Origin of the sequence: Leucobacter exalbidus, from assembly GCF_017834145.1 — a bacterium.
GTDB lineage: Bacteria > Actinomycetota > Actinomycetes > Actinomycetales > Microbacteriaceae > Leucobacter > Leucobacter exalbidus.
Window position 1 is genome coordinate 594942 of the sequence record NZ_JAFIDA010000001.1, and the last position, 18385, is coordinate 613326.

Annotated in this window: 18 protein-coding genes, 1 tRNA gene and 1 pseudogene; 17 read left to right on the top strand and 3 right to left on the bottom strand. The window is 59.9% G+C overall.

What is annotated here, in order from left to right; genetic code table 11:
- Window positions 1-570 precede the first annotated feature (570 nt).
- From JOF28_RS14870 to yidD, 6 genes and pseudogenes are all read left to right on the top strand, one after another.
- A pseudogene (locus JOF28_RS14870) lies at window positions 571-807 on the top strand (hypothetical protein); the annotation flags it as partial.
- A 78-nt stretch (window positions 808-885) separates the two neighbouring features.
- A complete protein-coding gene (locus tag JOF28_RS02725; protein ID WP_209704355.1) occupies window positions 886-1101 on the top strand; it encodes a hypothetical protein in 216 nt (71 codons plus the stop codon).
- Window positions 1102-1145: 44 nt separating this feature from the next.
- The gene (locus tag JOF28_RS02730; RefSeq protein WP_209704356.1) at window positions 1146-2180 is read left to right on the top strand and encodes a hypothetical protein; all 1035 of its coding nucleotides are present in this window, start codon (window positions 1146-1148) and stop codon (window positions 2178-2180) included.
- A gap of 26 nt (window positions 2181-2206) precedes the next feature.
- On the top strand, window positions 2207-2827 hold the full coding sequence (locus tag JOF28_RS02735; RefSeq protein ID WP_209704357.1) for an Ish1 domain-containing protein: 621 nt from the start codon (window positions 2207-2209) through the stop codon (window positions 2825-2827).
- 152 nt (window positions 2828-2979) lie between these two features.
- The gene (locus JOF28_RS02740; protein WP_342452186.1) at window positions 2980-4335 is read left to right on the top strand and encodes a hypothetical protein; all 1356 of its coding nucleotides are present in this window, start codon (window positions 2980-2982) and stop codon (window positions 4333-4335) included.
- A gap of 344 nt (window positions 4336-4679) precedes the next feature.
- On the top strand, window positions 4680-4925 hold the full coding sequence (yidD, locus tag JOF28_RS14875; protein ID WP_209704359.1) for a membrane protein insertion efficiency factor YidD: 246 nt from the start codon (window positions 4680-4682) through the stop codon (window positions 4923-4925).
- A 1024-nt stretch (window positions 4926-5949) separates the two neighbouring features.
- Here the strand turns inward: yidD and JOF28_RS14440 are convergent.
- Together JOF28_RS14440 and JOF28_RS02755 are read right to left on the bottom strand one after the other, a co-directional pair.
- Window positions 5950-6684: a DUF2510 domain-containing protein gene (locus tag JOF28_RS14440; RefSeq protein ID WP_245189845.1), complete on the bottom strand. Its 735-nt coding sequence runs from the start codon at window positions 6682-6684 to the stop codon at window positions 5950-5952.
- A 158-nt stretch (window positions 6685-6842) separates the two neighbouring features.
- On the bottom strand, window positions 6843-7727 hold the full coding sequence (locus JOF28_RS02755) for a DUF2510 domain-containing protein (RefSeq protein ID WP_209704360.1): 885 nt from the start codon (window positions 7725-7727) through the stop codon (window positions 6843-6845).
- A 256-nt stretch (window positions 7728-7983) separates the two neighbouring features.
- On the opposite strand from JOF28_RS02755, the gene JOF28_RS02760 reads away from it, so the two are divergent.
- From JOF28_RS02760 to JOF28_RS02810, 11 genes are all read left to right on the top strand, one after another.
- Window positions 7984-8087 (top strand) — tRNA-Ser (locus JOF28_RS02760).
- A 598-nt stretch (window positions 8088-8685) separates the two neighbouring features.
- Entirely contained in the window at window positions 8686-9261 is a 576-nt protein-coding gene (locus tag JOF28_RS02765; RefSeq protein ID WP_209704361.1) for a DUF1345 domain-containing protein, read from the top strand.
- A gap of 373 nt (window positions 9262-9634) precedes the next feature.
- Window positions 9635-10510 (top strand): ABC transporter substrate-binding protein, encoded by an 876-nt coding sequence (locus JOF28_RS14940; protein WP_209704362.1) that lies wholly within the window; start codon window positions 9635-9637, stop codon window positions 10508-10510.
- Window positions 10447-10659, top strand: coding sequence for a TroA family protein (locus JOF28_RS14945; protein ID WP_209704363.1), 213 nt, complete (start codon window positions 10447-10449; stop codon window positions 10657-10659). The genes JOF28_RS14940 and JOF28_RS14945 overlap by 64 nt, the downstream gene beginning before the upstream one ends.
- On the top strand, window positions 10637-11686 hold the full coding sequence (locus JOF28_RS02780; protein WP_209704364.1) for a FecCD family ABC transporter permease: 1050 nt from the start codon (window positions 10637-10639) through the stop codon (window positions 11684-11686). Before JOF28_RS14945 ends, JOF28_RS02780 begins: the two co-directional genes overlap by 23 nt.
- Complete coding sequence (locus JOF28_RS02785; protein WP_209704365.1) at window positions 11683-12561, top strand: ABC transporter ATP-binding protein; 879 nt, start codon at window positions 11683-11685, stop codon at window positions 12559-12561. The genes JOF28_RS02780 and JOF28_RS02785 overlap by 4 nt, the downstream gene beginning before the upstream one ends.
- Complete coding sequence (locus tag JOF28_RS02790; RefSeq protein ID WP_209704366.1) at window positions 12558-13313, top strand: class I SAM-dependent methyltransferase; 756 nt, start codon at window positions 12558-12560, stop codon at window positions 13311-13313. The genes JOF28_RS02785 and JOF28_RS02790 overlap by 4 nt, the downstream gene beginning before the upstream one ends.
- 141 nt (window positions 13314-13454) lie before the next feature.
- Window positions 13455-13730 (top strand): hypothetical protein, encoded by a 276-nt coding sequence (locus JOF28_RS02795; protein WP_209704367.1) that lies wholly within the window; start codon window positions 13455-13457, stop codon window positions 13728-13730.
- A gap of 131 nt (window positions 13731-13861) precedes the next feature.
- On the top strand, window positions 13862-14875 hold the full coding sequence (locus JOF28_RS02800) for a carbohydrate ABC transporter permease (protein ID WP_209704368.1): 1014 nt from the start codon (window positions 13862-13864) through the stop codon (window positions 14873-14875).
- Entirely contained in the window at window positions 14862-15716 is an 855-nt protein-coding gene (locus tag JOF28_RS02805; protein WP_209704369.1) for a carbohydrate ABC transporter permease, read from the top strand. Before JOF28_RS02800 ends, JOF28_RS02805 begins: the two co-directional genes overlap by 14 nt.
- A gap of 24 nt (window positions 15717-15740) precedes the next feature.
- Window positions 15741-17093, top strand: coding sequence for an ABC transporter substrate-binding protein (locus JOF28_RS02810; protein ID WP_209704370.1), 1353 nt, complete (start codon window positions 15741-15743; stop codon window positions 17091-17093).
- 151 nt (window positions 17094-17244) lie between these two features.
- Here JOF28_RS02810 and JOF28_RS02815 read toward each other — a convergent pair whose 3' ends face one another.
- On the bottom strand, window positions 17245-18333 hold the full coding sequence (locus JOF28_RS02815) for a carbohydrate kinase family protein (RefSeq protein WP_209704371.1): 1089 nt from the start codon (window positions 18331-18333) through the stop codon (window positions 17245-17247).
- Window positions 18334-18385 lie beyond the last annotated feature (52 nt).

Consider the following 18385-nt stretch of genomic DNA (forward strand, 5'->3'; position numbering starts at 1 on the left):
CCGAAAAGGGTGCTATCACGCCATCACACGCCCATTAGGGCGTGATGATGTGATGGCCCCCGAGCCTGACCGCGTGATCTGTAATGAAAAACACAGTGATCGGGTCAAGATATTCGGGCATGGGAGACCTGCGCGAAGCCTGCTCGAATCGACCAGACTGGCCCCGACCAAACGCCGCGCGTGCGCGCGATTCTATCGAGGCGACCGCTGGAGGTGGTGACTCGTGAGCATCTCTTACCAACGCACCCGAAAGCACCGCGGGGTCTCTGAGCAGCTTGTCGAGGCGATGAGTAGCAACCGACCCAGATGTCTCGGCGATGAGCGTTTTACCAACGACGTTGCGCGAGGCGATGGGACTGCCGAAGGCGCGATGTTCGCTAAGTGCTTCAGCTGCCCGCTACTAGCTGTGTGCGAAGAATACGCCGACCAAACCAAACCGGCAGCGGGCTACTGGGCGGGCCGCTGGCGCGGTCAGATGCCGCGAGCGCAATATCTGGACTCTATACGCCACGCTGAAAGCACTGACCATTTCCCGAGCGAGCAAGAGGGAAAGGGGACGGAATCATGACCATGACAGGCCACAACTGGGCGGCGACCCGGCAAGAGTCACAGAATTCGTCACAAACACCCAAGAATCGTGCCGAAACTGGAGAGAAACCGTTGCCCTCGGCATTTACGATCAGTCATCGACGTGCCGAGTCTGTCCGGTGCCCGTCGTGCGGCGCAAAGCCTCGAAGGCACTGCACACCTGAAGACACCGCTACGATCCGCCGCCGAGGTCGCCGCTGGCATCATGAGCACCGCTATTCACTCGCCCTTGCTCGCGACTCAACTCGATCCTTAGAGCGCGCAAGCCTTACGGCTGCGATCTCGGCAGCGCCGACGGTGAAGAGGCCGAAGCCCGTCCCTCCGCCCCGCAAATCTGCACCGGCACCCGGCCGCAGCATTGAGGCTCACCTGCGGGGCGCCCTGGCGCACTATGACCGACGCAGCTCCCCCGAGGCGGTGCAGGCAGCCCTCGAAAGCGCCGGGCTGAGGCTCAGCCTCGAAGCCGTGCAGTTCTGGCTCTCGCAACTGCACGACGAAGGGAATACCCCATGAATGAACCGAACCAAGCCGCTCACCAATATCTAGAGGAAGACAACATGACAAACACCACTACAGCCGCACCGGCTCCCAAATCAGCGAAGCGCCCATACTCGACTAACAGACTCAGCCCGCGCTACCGAAACATTGTGCCGCTAACCGGCGATGCGCTCCCGTGCGGCATATGCGGGCAGTGGACACCGAGCGCCGAGCAGACCGGCACCGAGATCGTTAAGGCCATCGGCTACAGCCCTCGAACCTCGCACGAGCAAATCGTCGCGTCGAGGAAAGGCGGCGCGGTCGGTGACCCCTTCGAAACAAGAATGACTCGGTGCATAACGTGCGCCACTCTTCGAACTGAGGCTGCGCAGCTTGCGGCTCAGTATCCGCACGCCGTCGTTGTCGGCGAATTCGCTTACGCCGGGTCGACTGCCGTCGATGTTGTCGAGCGCGCACTCGCTGCCGTCGCTGTGACTGGCCGTAACATTTCAATGAGGCAGCCCCGAGACCTCAAGCTCGCGCTTGAGCACTTGGTCACGCTTGGCGGGTCGCTTCGTTGGCAGTCGCGCTTCGAGGGCTTGGCCGACCGCGATGCCCGCCCAGACACCGCTGCCGCGATGCCCTGGTCACACCTCACCGAGCAGCAGGTCGGAGTCGCCCGCAGAGCGTTCGCAGGCTATTTGCGCGCGAGAACCGAGCGCCCGGTGCCAGTGGTGCCGACTGAGGCCGCAGGTTGCTATATCTGCGGCATTGGTGAGGTAGTCGCGCTGCCCTCGCAGGCAATAACTACCTGGCACTCGGTGAAGCTCAGCCCCGAGCGCCTCGGCGGCAAGCCTGGCACACCTCAAACTGAGACGGAGGTCTGCTCAACCTGCCACGCTGAGCACAATGCAGTTGGCGCGTGGGGGCCGTCACTGCTCGACAAGCTCGCGCTGAGGGCCGCAGGGGTTGAGAGGCACGTCGGCGCTTACGATGTGCAACTCAACGGCGTGAAAGCCTGGGGCACGACGGGCAAAAAACGGGCGAACCGCACACCATTCGAGCACATGAACCTCGCGCAGCTCGCCGACGATATTCGAGCGGGGCGACTGTAGTGGCCGGGCGAACCAAACCGCGAGGCATGACCGCACGCGAAGCGGCTGCGCTGCCGTCTGAAGAGCGCCCAGCTTGGTACCGACCACCTAAAGGCGCTGGCAATGGCTCACCGCCCGCGGAAGCCTTCAGCGACGGCAACGTCGAGCAGCTCGGCCCCGGTCACCGTAGCCCGCGAGTTTACTCACGGATAGCTGCCGCACTCGTCGGCGGCCTCATTGAGCAGCGGCCCGACCTCGCCACTTACCCTGAATCGCTCGCGAGCTGGAGTGATTCAGAAGCTCGCGCTGCGCTGCTCCGTGCATATCTCGACGAGCACGGCATGCTCGATGACACCGGCGAAGCCCGTGAGACATTGCTCAGGCAGCTCGACCGCTTCGAACGCCGTGCCGCCGACGCGCGCCAGCGTCTCGGGCTTGACCCGCGAAGCGAAGCTGAGCTGGCTCTGCTTCGCGCTCGGGCTATGCGTGAGGGACAGCTCGCCCCTACGGTCGATCTCAGTCAGCTTGCAGAGATGGGCCGCGCGGCACTCGACAGCAGCGACCCCGTGCGTGCGGCGCTCGACCGCGTACGCGCCGAAGCCGCAAACACCGCCCTGGCAGCAGAAAGCATTCCCAATGATGAAGACACCGAAAGGCCCACAATATGAACGTCACGAGCCGCACAGGCCCAGCCGCACTAGAGTTACTCGCTGCCTTGCCATTAGAAGACGGCACGCGGTGGGGCGAACGTGCAGAACCATTCCAACTTGATGACGCCCGCGGTGTACTCGACGCCGACGGCCCTCGCCGTCACTATCTAATGCGCGGGCGAGGTATGTCGAAAACGACCGATGTCGGCGCACTCGTGCTCGTGCTGCTGCTCACCGAGGCCCCGGCAGGCTCCAGCTCTCACGTTTACGCCGCCGATGAAGAGCAGGCAGAGCTGACCCTCGACGCTATGCGTGGCTTCATCGACCGGGCGCAACTCGGCGCGCAGCTGCGCGTCACTTCGTCGAGCGTGACCAACACTGCGAACGGTGCGACCGTCACCGTCGAGACGAGCGACGGGGCGAGCGCGTTCGGTAAACGGCCTTGGCTCCAGGTGGTCGATGAGCTGGCAGTCTGGCCGAACACCTCGAACGCCCGCACACTCTGGTCGGCGATTGTGTCGGCTGTGCCGAAAGTGCCAGGCGGTCGCCTCATTGTCATCACCACCGCAGGCAGTCCGACGGGCATCGGCGCGAAAGTGTGGGCCGAGGCCGAGGTTTCGACGCACTGGCGCACCTCAAAGAGCCCAGGCCCCGCACCGTGGTGGAATGCTGACGATATCGACGCTACTCGAACAGCTTTGAGCGCCTCAGAGTGGCGGCGGTTGATTCTCTGCGAGTTCGCAGAGGGCGACGACGCGCTCACTAGCCCGGAGGACGTAGAGGCCGCGATTCGTAGCGGTTCGGCTGTACTCGCAAAGCGCACGGGTATCGAGTACGTGGCGGCTCTAGATGTGGGCACCCGGCGCGACCTCACTGCACTCGTCGTGGGCCATGCCGAGCAGCGCGAGGCTGGGCGCGTCGTCGTCATCGACCGCGTGATGAGCTGGCGACCGAAAGACGGGCAAGGTGGGCGCGTCGATCTCGGCGATGTCGAGGCCGCAACCCTCAGAATCTGTAAGGAATACGGGGCAAAACTCCGCTTTGACCGCATGCAGGCGGAGCAACTCACCTCGAACATCGCCCGCGAGGGCATCCGAACCGAGGAATACGTGTTTAGCTCGGCAGGCGCGAATCGGCTCGCCCGCTCGATCTGGGGCAGTCTCAGAGACCGTGCTCTCGAACTTCCCGACGATGACGAGCTGCGTCGCGAGTTTCTCGCGGTGCGACTCATCGAGACTGGCCCCGGCACCGTGAAGCTCCAAAACCCACCCGGCAGTCACGACGATATAGTTGTCGCTGTCGGCATGGTTGTAACCGACCTCACGCAGCGGCCTGCCTTGAGGCATGGCAGTATCACGATGCCCGGTAGCACGACAGCTCTCGGCAGCACCCCTGCTGCCCTATCAATCGAGCGGCAGCGGGCGGCCTCGCATATTCCGCTCGGGGTCATGGCGCTGCGCACCGGCTTCGATGCTGAGGGGTTGCGCCGGATCGCTGCCGAGAGATCACGCGAATGTAGAAGCTAAAATGACGGAGCGAGCGACAAAGCCAATGACAATGCCTAGGTGTTGCTAAGGTTCAGTTCAGATAACGATGAAGTTATTGCACGTGGGGGCCTGCTGAAAGGTGACAAGAGTGGTTCAGGAATACAGAAGAACTTGCAAACAATGCGGAAAAGTCTGGCATTCATTAGTTGCGCGAGAAAAACAGATCGTGTTAGCGCAGCAGCAAGCCGCCTTCTCAACCCTAGGAAATTGCTGTTGCGGCGATAACAGTCAGAACATGAGAAACATGGAAGCTTCTTCCAGTAACCTTCAAGTACAAAAGCAATGCCCTGAATGCAAGTCCTCGAACTATACGGAAGAAATCGTTGGAGACTAAGTCTCGGCCGCTAGGAAGTTTAGCGAGCTTCGCAATTAAGCGAATCTGGCAGGACTGGGTAGGGCCACGCTACAACGAAAAGCGGGGCATCTTGTGTCGTTTTTATCCATCCTGCTCACAGTATTCACGCGATGCATTTGAGAAGTACGGATTCATTCAGGGATTTCAAAAGATGCTGAATCGCGTCAGAAGATGCACTTCCGATAACACCGACACCTGTATCGATTACCCATAATTAGACAAGTGTGTCGAATATCAAAATCACACTCTGAAAGTGGTGTACTTCAAAATATCAATAAGCTGAAATTTTTTGCGGCCGCGGTACTCGTTTCCTGCCTCGTCGGTTGCACAGCCGACACCGATGATACATCGAGTCATGAGAAAGATGTTTCCGCTGCAGCTCCTAGCGAGTTGGGAAGCCCCAAACCCACTCCCGCAGCGGAACCAGAGCCAGCTCCAGAACCAGAGCCAGCTCCAGAACCAGCTCCAGTTGTCTCGCAGTGTGAGCTAGATTTTCAAAAGGCAGCGGTTGTACCGCTAAGTCAGACCAATGATCATATTCTCGTGAGAACGCTTACTTCTTGCTCCAGTGTCTCTGAATGGAAGTCGATGCTTCGAAGCTACCCGCGAGTGCTCGGAGTTTCCTCTGTCACGTCGCAGGAGGTCAATCTCACGCTGGATGTAATCTGCTCAAATTCAAGAAGTAGTTCGCAAATTTGTTACTGAACGGCACTTGAGAAATGGTTGGCAGGTTGAATCACCCTAGCCCCACCACAACCCCGGCATCTTCCGATAGATGAGGGTTTGTTGGGTTTTCCTATGAGGGTGAGAATCTGCACCTCTGAATTCTGTGCGAACGACGCGGCATACTCGACGCGAACACGGCCCGCATGGTGCGATAAACACATCACTGAGATTCTCCGCGAAGGCGGCCTCGAGCCGTTGGAGCCGTTCCAAGGGCCAAGGCACTACCGGCTAACGCGCTGTCTTACTTGCGGTTGTGAAGCGCACTACCGCTTCGAGTACACGCTAGAGAAGAACCCTGCGAATGAGAAGACTTGCCGCGCTTGTTTCTGGCGAGCCTGGGCAGCTTCCGCCCGTCAGATGGGAGGCGAATGGGGTAACCATACAATCATCAATCCCGCCGCTATCCGAGAGCGTGCTGAGGCTAATGGATATGAATCAGAAGGAGCACGCCGCATTGCCGCAGCCCATTCACAGGAACGTTCAAAGCGCTGGGGCGCGTAGCAGGGCACAAATCACATTCCCTCAGACCATTCCATTCCAGTACCCATTCTGAAGATCTCGGCCGTAGTGAGCGAACCCAAGTCTGTTCCGTCTGCCATTTGGGTGCGAACAGAAGTGACGCTTTGGCGCAGCCACTTCCCTTCTTCATTGGTGAACGCCATTGGTGTGCCAATGAACTCTGCCATGTTGTCGAATGGGTTTAGATCTCCCATCACATCCGGGCTTACTCCATTGGCCGCAGGGTCGAAAGTCACGAGTACCTCACCATTTTCGAACTGAACGCTTGACACCGCCTGCGCAATCATGACGCCAGACGCCGCGCGTTCATCAATGAACTCCTGGAACGCAGCAATGACGTCATCGGCCGTTGGAGGACTACTTGCATCGGCAGCCGGTGGCTCCTCAGGCTCAGTAGGCACTTTCTCCACCACCTCAGTCTTCTCTGGAGCGGAGGTAGTGACATCGTCTCCATCAGAAATTTGGTCGCTTGAAGTACCTGAGGCGAGATTTCCAATTACCCCAATCAGTAGAACGACGGCTATCGCCCAGACCCACCAACGCTTGTACCACTTCATCTTCATCTTTTCGGGAACTGGGTCTGCAACTCCCTCCGCCAAAAGATCGGTGCTCACAGTCCCATTACTAACTTGTGGAGTTGCTTGATCTGAGTAGTGTTCAGTCCATTGGTTGCCGTCCCACCAACGCTGACGCCCAGAGCCATCGTCATACCAACCTGCTGCTGCCATCTTTATTTCCTCACTTGTTCGACTGTACGGATAGGAGAGCTAAACAAAGTTTGCTTCTCTTATCCTCAACATTTCAAATAGACCAGACTGAGCCCGGCTGCATTCGGCAAGACCTGAATCAACGTATACATTTGGTGGCTACTTCTGGCAGGCTCGGATTAGTAGTAGTTCAGAATTTCCCCGGACGCAGTATAAAGAATCGAATCTAGGATTACTGGAGCGGCCGTTGTGCCGCCCACATCCCCTTCGATTGTTGCCTTCATCTTTGTGCCGTATTCGTTCTTGAATGTTGCACCGATCTTAAAGGTGTACGTCCCGTCTTCATTCGCTGTCGTGATTCTGTCTACGATCCAATGAACGGTGCCGCCGTATAAAAAGCGCTCTTCCCAGGCGAGTGCGAGGAACTGAGCAGCGGTGATTTCATCTAATACTGGCCGAGTGTCTGGCGCTGCTGCCGCTTCCTCTGCGGCTTTGACTTCCTCTGCTGCCGCCGCCTCTTCAGCTTTTCTCGCCGCGTCAGTTTCCGCCTTCTTTTCTGCCGCTTCCTTTAGCGCTTCTTCACCTTCGCTGATCTTCGTCACATAAAGCGTGACAGTTTGTCCTTTGGGAATACTTGCCCCAGAAACAGGATCGGTACGTTCAACCTCCCAATTTGAGTGGGCAATGACTACACGGTCTTCCCCAGTAGCATCTTCGAACTCTGCAACAAGATCTAAGTCACTCAATACTTTCCGTGCTTCATTACCCGACATATCGATGAGATCGGGCACAGTTACGGACTCTGGCTCATCCGCGAGTGCATTACCGATCCCACCGAGTACAAGTACCCCAACGATCAGCCACACCCACCAACGTTTGTACCAAGCCTTCTTGGCTCCACTAGCAGAAGGGGATTCTGCTGATTGCGGAGGCACCGTGGCAGTCGCAGCAGCAAGCGCGCTTTGAGGCGCGTCTTGGTCAAGAAAACGATCGGCCCATTGGTTGCCATCCCACCAACGCTGACGCCCAGAGCCATCGTCATACCAACCTGCCGGAGTACTCATCTGATTCCTTCTGTTGACTTGTCCAAAACCGCGAAGGGCTAAGGAAGCGAAATTCCTGAACATTCCTCAAAACAAATAATTAATACACGGATGATTGAAAACATATCAAGCGCAAGCGGCTCAGCGAACGAGAAGGGGATGAATAGTCCACAACGTTGTCTAGTCGTTAATTGTCGGCAGTAGTCACAAGCGGTCACAAAGCCGTCACAAACCGCGCACGACCAAACGAAATTGGCCGAGACGTGGCGAGACGACGGGGCGACAAAACGGCATGAAACCGCACGAGACGCAACCAAACGCAAGAGCTTAACTGCCTTCACACGGAAGAGGTCATCAGTTCGAGTCTGGTATCGCCCACCAAGTTAATACCTGATCAGCCCCGGTTTTGCAGAAATGCAGAACCGGGGCTTTTTAGTTTTGCGTGGCAAATGCATGGCAAGCTGCGGTTCGCCAGCAGCAACTCCGGAAATTTCAGGTCAACCGGAGGTCTGCCTGGGAGGGGATCCGGAATTAGATCAAACCTCCGGAGCAAATGAGACTGTCCGGACCGGGCGCCACGCCCCCTTGACGCTGGCGACCCAGGCATACCCAGCCTCCCGCGCACCCAAGGTCCCGTCGATTGAAGGCGATGCAGAGCGACTCTACGCCCCAGCACGAGCACCACAATGGCCACGATAAAGGTGCCGGTGAGCCACGTGTTTGCTGCCGCGCTCCGGTTTGCTGCGCAGCGACGATCATTACCGACAATGCGACATTTGTCGTTAGATCAGTCACACGCCGAGGGGATCATCTCTCGCAAACAAGACGACCCATAGAATCCAGAATCATGAGAGTTAGCCGAGCCCCAAGAGATATCCCACTCCGGTTTGATGACGGAGTGCGCGGCGGGATCCCCCTTGGCACTGCGACCCTCATCCTCATCGTGTTGCTCACGCTGAACCGGTTCGCAATTCTACCTATGAGCACTGTGAACATCGCGGCGGCTTCGTGCGCTGCCCTAGCCACAGCATTCATCGCCTACGTCTTCTGGACGCATCGAGTCTTCAGCCACGAGACACCGGCTGAGCTTCGTGAAGTTGCTAAGAAGCAGCATCAACGAGGAGCGAGCACACTCTCCCGATTCTTGGGCATGAAAAGCGCTGAAAGCTGGCCCATTTCCGCTTCTGGCGCTGCGCTCGCTGTTGCACTCGCAGTCACCGTCTACGGTTCATCAGACACCCGGGTGATCCTTACCCCACTCGCTTTGATCACTGCAGCGGCGTCTTGGGCAACAGTCGTGTATTCATTCGCGCTTCGATATTTTCGATTGGATTCCGCCGGAGAAAGCTTTGATTTCGACATTCACGAAGACCCAAAATTTACCGACTTTGTCACATTGGCATTAACAATTTCGGCCGCAGGGGCGCAATCTGCTGCCACACCACGCAGCCGGGCAGGTCTTACCGCGGTAAGAACGCATATCCTGCTCGCTTACGTGTTCAATGCCATCATCTTGGCCCTGCTTGTCTCGCTAGCCGCTGGCCTGGGAACCTGAATCTAACACCCAAACAACCCCCCCTGTCGTGTAGTCCGCAACCAGTCCTGCACACCGATCAGGTGCCCTGAATACATGGCAAATCAACGTATTCAGAGCTGGGCACTTGTATGAGAGTCGCTCGGAAGGCCCACCAAACAAATACATCTTCAGCCTCGGTTTTGCAGAGATGCAGAACCGAGGCTTTTTCGGCTTGCGTGGCATCCATGATGCCTCCGCCAAGCGCCACTCCCCGGCAGCAACTACGGAACTTTTAGTTCAACCGGAGGTCTGCTCGGGCTGGGATCCGGAATTAGATCAAAGCTCCGGAACTGGCGAGCAAAGCCCGCCCCGTGGTTCACCGTGTGCGCCCTCGTCTGCTAACTTAATGATAATGAGAACCATTAACGTTTACAAAGTTGTGCTCGGTGTCGCCGGGCTCTTCCTTCTCGCCGGGTGCAGCACCGCGGGCGCCTCGGCCGCGGGCGACGCAGCCCCCGCCTCAACCGAGGGGAGCACGCAGTACCCATTCACCACAACCAGTTGCGACATGGAGGTCGTCGTGGAATCGGCACCTCAGCGCATTGTCACCCTCGAGCAGACCGCCACCGAAACGCTCTTCGCGCTCGGCCTCGCAGACCGCATGGTCGGCACGGCCTATCTCACTGACCCGATCTTGGAAGAGTTCGAGCAGGAGTACGCAAGCATTCCGGTGCTCGCAGACCTGTACCCCGCCCAGGAGGTCGTCCTCGAAGCCCGGCCCGACTTTATCTATACGTTTGGCCCGGGGTCATTGAGCGCCGACAGCGGAGGAACCCGCGAGAGCTACCAATCCCTCGGCGTCCCCACGTATCTCCAGGCCCACGCCTGCGGCGTTGAAGGCGAGGCTGTGTCCTTCGACGGCTACCACGACGAAGTGCTCGAACTCGGCAAAATATTCGATGTTCAAGAAGCATCTGAGACTTTCGTGGCAGGGCAGCGCACACGCGTTGAAGAGGCAGTCGCTGAGCCCATTCCGCACGCAGAGGACATAAGTTTTGCCTGGTGGTACGCAGTGACCGACACCCCATACCTCGGCACTGAGATCAGCGATGCCGGCAACGTCGCAGATCTCCTCGGAGTCACCAATGCGTTTGACGATGGCGGGCCGGGGGCTGGGCATCGACATCGTGGGAGGTACTCGCCGACCGCAACCCCGATGTGCTCGTGCTCGCAGATCTCAGCCGCGGCGGAGAGGGCGATTCGGCAGCTTCAAAGATCGAGTTTCTGAAGTCCAACCCGATCACCGCCCAGATGGAAGCGGTCAAGAATGATCGATTCATCGTGGTACCCGGATCAGCGCGCGGCTACTCGGTGCGCACGGTGGAGTCGCTCGAGATTATCGCCGAAGAGCTGCGTGAACTCCATCTTGCGCACTAATCAGCAACCGGCACAGCTCACTGCCCTCATGATTGGCGGCGCAGTGACTATCTTTGCGTCGGTCGTCTTTGGGATCTCGGTGGGAGCTACGGGTATCGGGATCGCTGATGTGTGGCCGAGCATTGCCCACACCTTTGGGATAGCGCACGGTGAGCCAGACCCCATTACGTCGGCGATCCTGTGGCAGGGGCGGGCTCCCCGTGCAGTGCTCGCGATCATCGTGGGTGCTGGGCTCGGCGTCTCTGGCGCCGTGTTGCAGACGCTCACCCGCAATCCCCTCGCTGACCCGTACTTACTCGGCGTCTCTTCGGGCGCATCTGCAGGGGCTGTCACGGTGGTGCTCTTTGGCATTGCGCTCGGCTCGGGCCTGTTCGCGTTAGCGATGGGGGCATTCGTCGGGAGTTTGATAGCGTTTGCCCTCGTTCTGCTACTCGTGGGCAGGTCAATGGATAATCCCCTGCGGGTGGTGCTCTCTGGTGTGGCCGTCTCCCAGTTCTTTGCAGCGCTCACCTCCCTCATTTTGATGTCGAATGCAGACGCCGACAGCACGCAGGCGGTGGTGGCGTGGATGCTCGGATCGTTGGCCTCGGCAGGTTGGCCCTCCGTAATTTTTGCGGCCGTTGTACTGACTGTTCTCGGATCAGTGATCTGGTTGTTCTCGGGCGCTCTGAACGCCCTCGTGTTCGGGCGAGAGACGGCGCGCACGCTCGGTATTGACTCCAGAAAAGTCACGTTTCTACTCTTCACCCTCACCGCGCTGCTCACGGCGGCGATGGTGGCGGTGAGCGGCGCGATCGGCTTCGTAGGTCTCATTTCCCCACACATTGCGCGATTTCTCGGCGCACGAACTCACCGGTGGCTCTTGCCGACGAGCGCGCTCATTGGCGCCTTGTTTCTCGTGTGGGCAGATGTCGTCTCCCGCAGCGTGTTCTCCCCTCAGCAGATTCCCGTGGGCGTGGTCACTGCGCTGATCGGTGTACCCGTCTTTGCGGTGATACTCCGCAGAAACGCGAAGGGGAGATCATGAGTTTTGCAGTGAGTGCCGCGAGCTGGCACATCGGCGAGGCCGCCATCCTCGACGAGGTGACCTTCTGCGCCGAACCCGGCGAGTGCATCGGCGTGGTGGGTCCCAACGGCTCTGGGAAATCCTCACTCCTCCGGCTACTCGCAGGGCTTCGAAAACCCAGTTCGGGCAGCGTCAAACTCGACGGCGTCGAGGTCGCCGCACTCCCCCTTCGAGCACGGTCGCGCCGAATCGCCCTCGTTGAGCAGGAGGTATCGGCCGACGTAGACATGACGGTGATGGAGGTGGTGATGCTCGGCCGCACTCCCTATCACCGCACCTTTGAGCGCATGGGCGATGCTGATCGCACACACGCCGAGCTCGCCCTACAACAGGTCGGGCTGCAATTACTCGCCACACGATCTTGGCAGGAGCTGTCGGGCGGTCAACGCCAGCGCACCAGCATCGCTCGCGCGCTCTGCCAGCATCCCTCCGAGTTGCTCCTCGATGAATTCACGAACCATCTCGACATTCGCCATCAGCTGCAAGTCCTTGATCTACTTGCAGACGCAAATATCACTGTGATCGCCGCGCTTCACGACCTCAACCTTGCAGCAGCATATTGCGACCGCGTGCTGCTACTCAACGGAGGCACGGTCGAAGCATTTGGTTCGCCCGCCGAAGTATTCACCGCCGAACGGCTCAGCCGCGTCTATGCAACTGAGTGCGAGGTAACACTGACCCCTGAGGGCGTGCCGCGCATCGGATACGGCAGGCTCCAATCCCGCCCCGTTGCTCGTGCGCCGCGGCCAGTCCACCCGCAACGCCACGTTCCGCATCAGCTCCGTTCCACACTTCGGCCCCATCCCCAATCCCAGTTCGAGAAAGAAATCAAATGACTCAGCCTTCTTCCACCGTCAACGCCCCCGAAGTCACCCCCGCAGAAATCAAACGGGTGGTGACGGGCTACTGGCACACCAACGCGCACCGATATGACCTCGCTCCCGAACACGTCGTCACCGACGAGGTGTTCATGGAACGCTGGTTGCAGCTGCTCGCCCCGCATCTGCCCCAGGCTCAGGGCGCGCGCGTACTCGATGTGGGCTGCGGGACAGGCTTCTTATCGCAGCTCACAGCAAAGCTCGGCCATCACACCACCGGTCTCGACTTCAGCGAAAGCATGCTGCAGATCGCCAAGGGGAAAGCCGAAGCGCAGGGACTCGACATTGATTTCGTGCAGGGCGATGCAGATCATTTGCCTTTTGCTGACGGCACGTTTACGGCGCTCGTTGAACGCCATGTGCTGTGGACAATGGCTGATCCTGCCGCGACGCTGCGCGAATGGCTTCGCGTACTCTCCCCCGGCGGCGTATACCTGCACATCGGGGGCGACTGGAGCAACCTGCAGCCAGCCACCGACACCGGGCGATCCCCGCAAGAGTTCTCTTACAGTTCCATCGAGCACGCTTTGCGCTTCCCCGAGGGGGCTCGGCCCGAAGAAATGGTGGAGCTCTTTACCGAAGCTGGATTGATCGTGCGGGGTATCACCGAGCTACCTGAGGCGAGCTACTGGCAAACGCATCACCCCGAAGCCCCGCTGCGTCGCTATCTCATTGTGGCGGAGCGTCCTGCCGCAGACGACGAAGCGTAAGCGCCGCAGCGCACCACCACTACGAGGAATCTGGTCAGCAACAGCGGCCGAATCGGATGACGATTCGGCCGCTGTGCTGACCGACGTCATTCGTTTCAAGGCTCACACTCCTCACCACGTTCACCCCGGTATCCTTAAGTCATGCTCCACGCTATGATTCGCCCCGTCGAAGAGTTCAAGACCGAAGTCAAGGGTGAAGGGCTCGAAGAGATCTACGAGCGCCTCGAAGAGGCCAGACCCGAGGGGTTTGACTTGATTCTCGCCCCCGTCGCGATGGCGAAGGGCGAGACCGCGATTACCGCGGTCGGCTCGTTTGCTAAGCGCGATGGGCTGCGCGTCATCGAGGCCGACAACATGGTTGCTCTGCGCGCTTTGTTGCCTGAGGGCTGGCAGATGCTGAACGTCTACAAAGACTAAACGCGCAGGCGCACGCGCCGAAAGCCCCGCGGTGCGACACATTATTACGCACCGTACTTGCAGTGCCGCCGCCTCTCGGCCACTATTACACGAGAGAGGGTCACCCGGCACTCGGCACGCAAGGAGGCGCGATGACAGCGGCAGCCAAGCCTCCCGTTGACGCCCCGTCGGCCAACGCTGCCACCCCTCGCACGAGCACTCCGGGCGCTCCGGGTCCCACCGGCAACGCCAAAACATCACAGGGCGATCCCGCGAACCACGCCCACAGCGCCAAGCGCGCCAAGGTGCGCGCTACCGTCGCCGGCTGGGGCCTTGTGGCTCCCAGCTTGTTCGGCGTCGCCGCGTTTCTGCTGTTGCCGATCGTTGTGGTGCTGTGGCTCAGCATGCAGCGCTGGGATCTGATTTCTGACCCTACCTGGGTGGGCCTGCAAAACTGGCAGCGGGTGCTTGCCGACAATAGTTTCTGGAAGTCGATGCTCGTCACGCTCGGCTTCGTCGTCATTGTGATCCCGGTGCAGACGCTGCTCGGGTTGTGGATCGCGAATCTACTCACCAAGGGCCTCCCGGGGTCAGCCCTCATGCGCGTCATTTACGTGCTCCCCTGGGTGTGCGCGCCGCTCGCCCTCGGCGTCGTGTGGAACTGGATCTTTCAGCCCACGGGTGGCGCGCTCAATGAGCTGCTCGGCACCCATGTGCAGTGGCTTTCTGACCCGGCCTTCGCGCTGCCCTCGGTGGCTGCGGTGACGATCTGGTCGCAGGTGGGATATGTGTCGCTGTTCTTCATGGCCGGCCTCGCCGTCATTCCCAGCCAGGTGATCGAGGCCGCCCGCATTGACGGCGCCAGCCCCACCCGCATCTTCTGGAGCATCAAGATTCCGCTGCTGCGGCCTACCATGTTTTTCGTGCTTGTGACCTCGATCATCAGCTCGTTTCAGATTTTCGACACCGTCTACGGCCTCACCCCGCAGGGTGGCCCGGGCGGAAGCACCTCGGTGATCGCGTTCAAGCTCTACCAAACGGCATTCAGGAACTACGATGTCGGCGCGGCCTCGGTGATCGCCGTCATCCTCTTCGTGTTGCTCGTGTTGATCACGCTCGTGCAGCACACGTACTTTCGGAAGCGAATGACCTATGACCTCAGCTAACATCACGGCCAATCGGGTGCGGCCGCTGACGCTCGTGGGGATCTATGCGGTGCTCGTTACCGGCGCGCTGTTGGTACTGGGCCCGTTCATTTTGAGCGTGATGACGTCGCTCAAAACGCCCCAACAGCTCGCCACCGAATCAAAACTCGCGCTCCCCTGGCCGCTCACCCTCGAAAACTTCGAGCGCCTGTTCTCGGGCGAGATCGTCGATTTTTCGCGTTCCATTTTGGTCACGGCGGGCTACGTGGGCATCGTGATTGTGTGCCAGCTCGTGTTCTCGATTCTCGCGGCGTACGCCTTCGCGCGGCTAAATTTTCCCGGCCGCGACGCCCTGTTTTGGGTGTATCTTTCAACGCTGATGGTGCCCGCGGTCGTCACGATCATTCCGCTCTATCTCATGGTGTCAGAGCTCGGCTTGCGCAACACGTTCTGGGGCCTCGTGCTCCCCTATCTCTTCGGCTCCCCCTACGCGATCTTCCTGCTGCGCGAATATTTCCGCGGCATCCCGCAAGAGCTCGTCGACGCGGCCCGCATCGACGGCGCGGGCAACTGGCTGATTTTGATCCGGATCATTCTGCCGCTCTCGCGCCCCATTATTGCCACGCTCGGCATTATCACCGCGGTCACCCACTGGAATAATTTCATGTGGCCGCTGATCATCACGAGTGGACCCGAGTGGAGCGTCATCACGACGTCAACGGCGAGTGTGCAGACCCAATTTAACGGCAACTGGACCATCGTGATGGCCGCGACGACACTCGCCCTGTTGCCCCTCATTCTTCTGTTTGTGGCGTTTAACAAGCAGATCGTCTCATCCATCGCGATTACCAGCTTTCGGTAGTCAGCACCTCAGAAAGGCAGACACATGTTCAAGAAACGCATTCTCACGGCCGTCTCCGTGCTTGCGATTGCTGGCCTCGGGCTTGCCGCGTGCTCATCGGGAGACACCGGCAACGGTGGCACAGATGCTGACGGTGCCGTCACGCTCACCTTCCGCACTTGGGATACCAACGCACAGGCAGCTTATGAGAAGTCGTTCGAAGAGTTCACTAAGCAGAACCCCGATATCACGGTCAACGTTGAGTCGATTCCCTGGGGCGACTACTTCACGAAGCTGCGCACCGATGTCGCCGGCAACAGCGCCGCTGATCTGTACTGGATCAACGCGTCATCGTACAAGGCCTACGCGCAGGCGGGGTCACTCGTTGACATCAACGAGCTGTACGGCGCCGATTTTGAGGCGACCCAGGCCGAATGGGCCCCGGGCGTCGTCGATCAGTTCACCAACGACGGCACGCTCTACGGCATTCCGCAGGCTTCAGACGGCGGCATCGCGCTGTACTACAACGCTGAGCTACTGAAAGCGGCCGGCATGACCCCGGAGGATATCTCGGGTCTCACCTGGGCACCGGGCGGCGGCGATAAGGACACACTCATCAAGGCGCTGCAAAAGCTGACCGTCGATAAGGCCGGCAAAACCGCCGATGACGCGACCTTCGACGCCAAGAGCATTCAGCAGTATGGCTACAACGCCGCACAAGACCTGCAGGCCATCTACCTGCCCTACATCGGGTCAAACGGCGGCACTTTTCAAGATGGCGACAAGTTCACCCTGACCGACCCCAAGACCGTCGAGGCGTACCAGTACATCGTCGATCTGATCAACGAGTACCACGTCGCCCCGAGCGCCGCTGATACCAACACCAATGGTGACTTCAGCCGCGACCAGTTCTTGCAGGGCAACATGGCGACCTTCCAGTCGGGGCTCTACAATCTCGCCAACGTGGCCGACAGCGCCAAGTTCGACTGGGGCGTCACGATGCTCCCCGAGGGCCCCGCAGGCGCCGTGTCGGTATCCAACGGTGTCGCAGTCGTCGGTAACGCCGACAGCAAGAACGCCGCCGCTACCGAGAAGGCACTGAAGTGGCTCGGCACGACCGAGGGCAACAGCCCGATCGGTGCTGACGGCGCGAACCTCCCCGGTGTGCTCGCCGCGCAGCAGGGCTACCAAGACTTCTGGAAGACGCAAGACGTCGACATTCAGCCGTTCTTTAAGGTGCTCGAAGACAACGACACCATCCCCGCGCCCGTTGGCGCAAACTTTGGTGCCGCGTCAGAGGCATTTGGGCCAATCTTCAGTGAAATGTTCCTCGGTCAGAAGCCGGTGCCTGAGGCGCTGAAGCAGGCAAACGAGGCGGCCAACGCCGTCGTCGAGTAACCACTCGCATCAGTGACCGTGGGGCGGCGTTCGTAACGAACGCCGCCCCACGGTTTTTCTTTCCCATTCGAGGTGCTGCGGGCCTACGATACGCAGCGGCATACAGCAGCTCGCAGCGGCATCCAGCGGTGCACAGCAGGCAGCCGGCAAGTTAGTGCATGAAGTCGATGGTGGCGCGTGCCCGACGTGACGCAGGGGCGTCGCGCTTCAGCAGGCAGTCGATGAAGCTGAAGCGCTGCAGCAGCGCGTGCGCGGCGTCATCATGCTGCGTCTGCTGCAGCACCTCCGCACGCCACTGGGCCAGATCGCTCCAGCCGGGCGACCCGAGCGAGCCCCCAAAGTTTTGCACGGCGAGCCCCGCGCAAAGCGTGGCAAAGTTCAGGCGGTCCACGAGCGGCCAGCTGTTGAGCGTGCCCGTGATCATCGCCGCGGCAAACACGTCACCCGCGCCGGTAGCGTCGAGCATATTGACGGGCACGCTCGCCACCCGTGCTTCCTCACCGGTGATCTGGTCGATCGCCATCGCGCCCTGTGCGCCCAGCGTCACCACGGCGAGGGGCACCCGGTCTGCCAGCGCGTGCAGCGCCGCCTCTGGGCTGCTGGTGCTCGTGTAGGCCATCGCCTCAACGTGGTTCGGTAAGAAGCTGTGGCAGCCGTCCAGCCTGTCCAGGGTGTGGGGATCCCACTCCCCTGAATCATCCCACCCCAAATCGGCGAACACGAGCGCGCCCTGCTGCTTCGCCGCAGCCCACCACGGCGTCTCACCCTCGGTATAGGCTGCGGCATCGCCGAGGTCAACAAAGTAGGCGCGGGCATCTGGCGGTGTGGCACCCACGAGCTCGCTGGTGCTCACCGGCATTTCGTCGGTGTGAGTCACCATGCTGCGATCGTCGCGCCGATTAATCGAAACGGTCACCGGGGAGTGCCACCCGGGCAGCACCTGAGACCGACTCAGGTCGATGCCTTCACGGTCTTGCAGCAGCTCCCAGTTCCACTGGCCGTAGGCGTCATCGCCGAAACCAGCGGCGAGGCCGGTGCGCAGCCCCAGCCGGGCGGCCGCAACCGCCATATTCGCAACCCCGCCGGGCAGCGACCCCATGCCGTCGGCCATGGTCTCGGTGCCCGGCTGCGGGTCGGCGTGCAGGCCGGTGAAGATGATGTCAAAGAACAGCGGCCCCGTCAGAAACAGGTCAAGTTGTTGGGGCGAGGCGCCCTCGTGCACGTCTGCAATGCCGGTCATATTCGGACAGTATCACGCCCGTCTCCTTACCTTCAATGACCAAGTGATTGAT

Bases quoted from the DNA above. Each gene is read 5' to 3' on its own strand.
- JOF28_RS02730 (WP_209704356.1), top strand. From the start codon at position 1,146: ATGACAAACACCACTACAGCCGCACCGGCTCCCAAATCAGCGAAGCGC.
- JOF28_RS02735 (WP_209704357.1), top strand. From the start codon at position 2,207: ATGACCGCACGCGAAGCGGCTGCGCTGCCGTCTGAAGAGCGCCCAGCT.
- JOF28_RS02740 (WP_342452186.1), top strand. From the start codon at position 2,980: ATGCGCGGGCGAGGTATGTCGAAAACGACCGATGTCGGCGCACTCGTG.
- JOF28_RS14440 (WP_245189845.1), bottom strand. From the start codon at position 6,684: ATGGCAGCAGCAGGTTGGTATGACGATGGCTCTGGGCGTCAGCGTTGG.
- JOF28_RS02755 (WP_209704360.1), bottom strand. From the start codon at position 7,727: ATGAGTACTCCGGCAGGTTGGTATGACGATGGCTCTGGGCGTCAGCGT.
- JOF28_RS02765 (WP_209704361.1), top strand. From the start codon at position 8,686: ATGAGCACTGTGAACATCGCGGCGGCTTCGTGCGCTGCCCTAGCCACA.
- JOF28_RS14940 (WP_209704362.1), top strand. From the start codon at position 9,635: ATGAGAACCATTAACGTTTACAAAGTTGTGCTCGGTGTCGCCGGGCTC.
- JOF28_RS02785 (WP_209704365.1), top strand. From the start codon at position 11,683: ATGAGTTTTGCAGTGAGTGCCGCGAGCTGGCACATCGGCGAGGCCGCC.
- JOF28_RS02790 (WP_209704366.1), top strand. From the start codon at position 12,558: ATGACTCAGCCTTCTTCCACCGTCAACGCCCCCGAAGTCACCCCCGCA.
- JOF28_RS02795 (WP_209704367.1), top strand. From the start codon at position 13,455: ATGCTCCACGCTATGATTCGCCCCGTCGAAGAGTTCAAGACCGAAGTC.
- JOF28_RS02800 (WP_209704368.1), top strand. From the start codon at position 13,862: ATGACAGCGGCAGCCAAGCCTCCCGTTGACGCCCCGTCGGCCAACGCT.
- JOF28_RS02805 (WP_209704369.1), top strand. From the start codon at position 14,862: ATGACCTCAGCTAACATCACGGCCAATCGGGTGCGGCCGCTGACGCTC.
- JOF28_RS02810 (WP_209704370.1), top strand. From the start codon at position 15,741: ATGTTCAAGAAACGCATTCTCACGGCCGTCTCCGTGCTTGCGATTGCT.
- JOF28_RS02815 (WP_209704371.1), bottom strand. From the start codon at position 18,333: ATGACCGGCATTGCAGACGTGCACGAGGGCGCCTCGCCCCAACAACTT.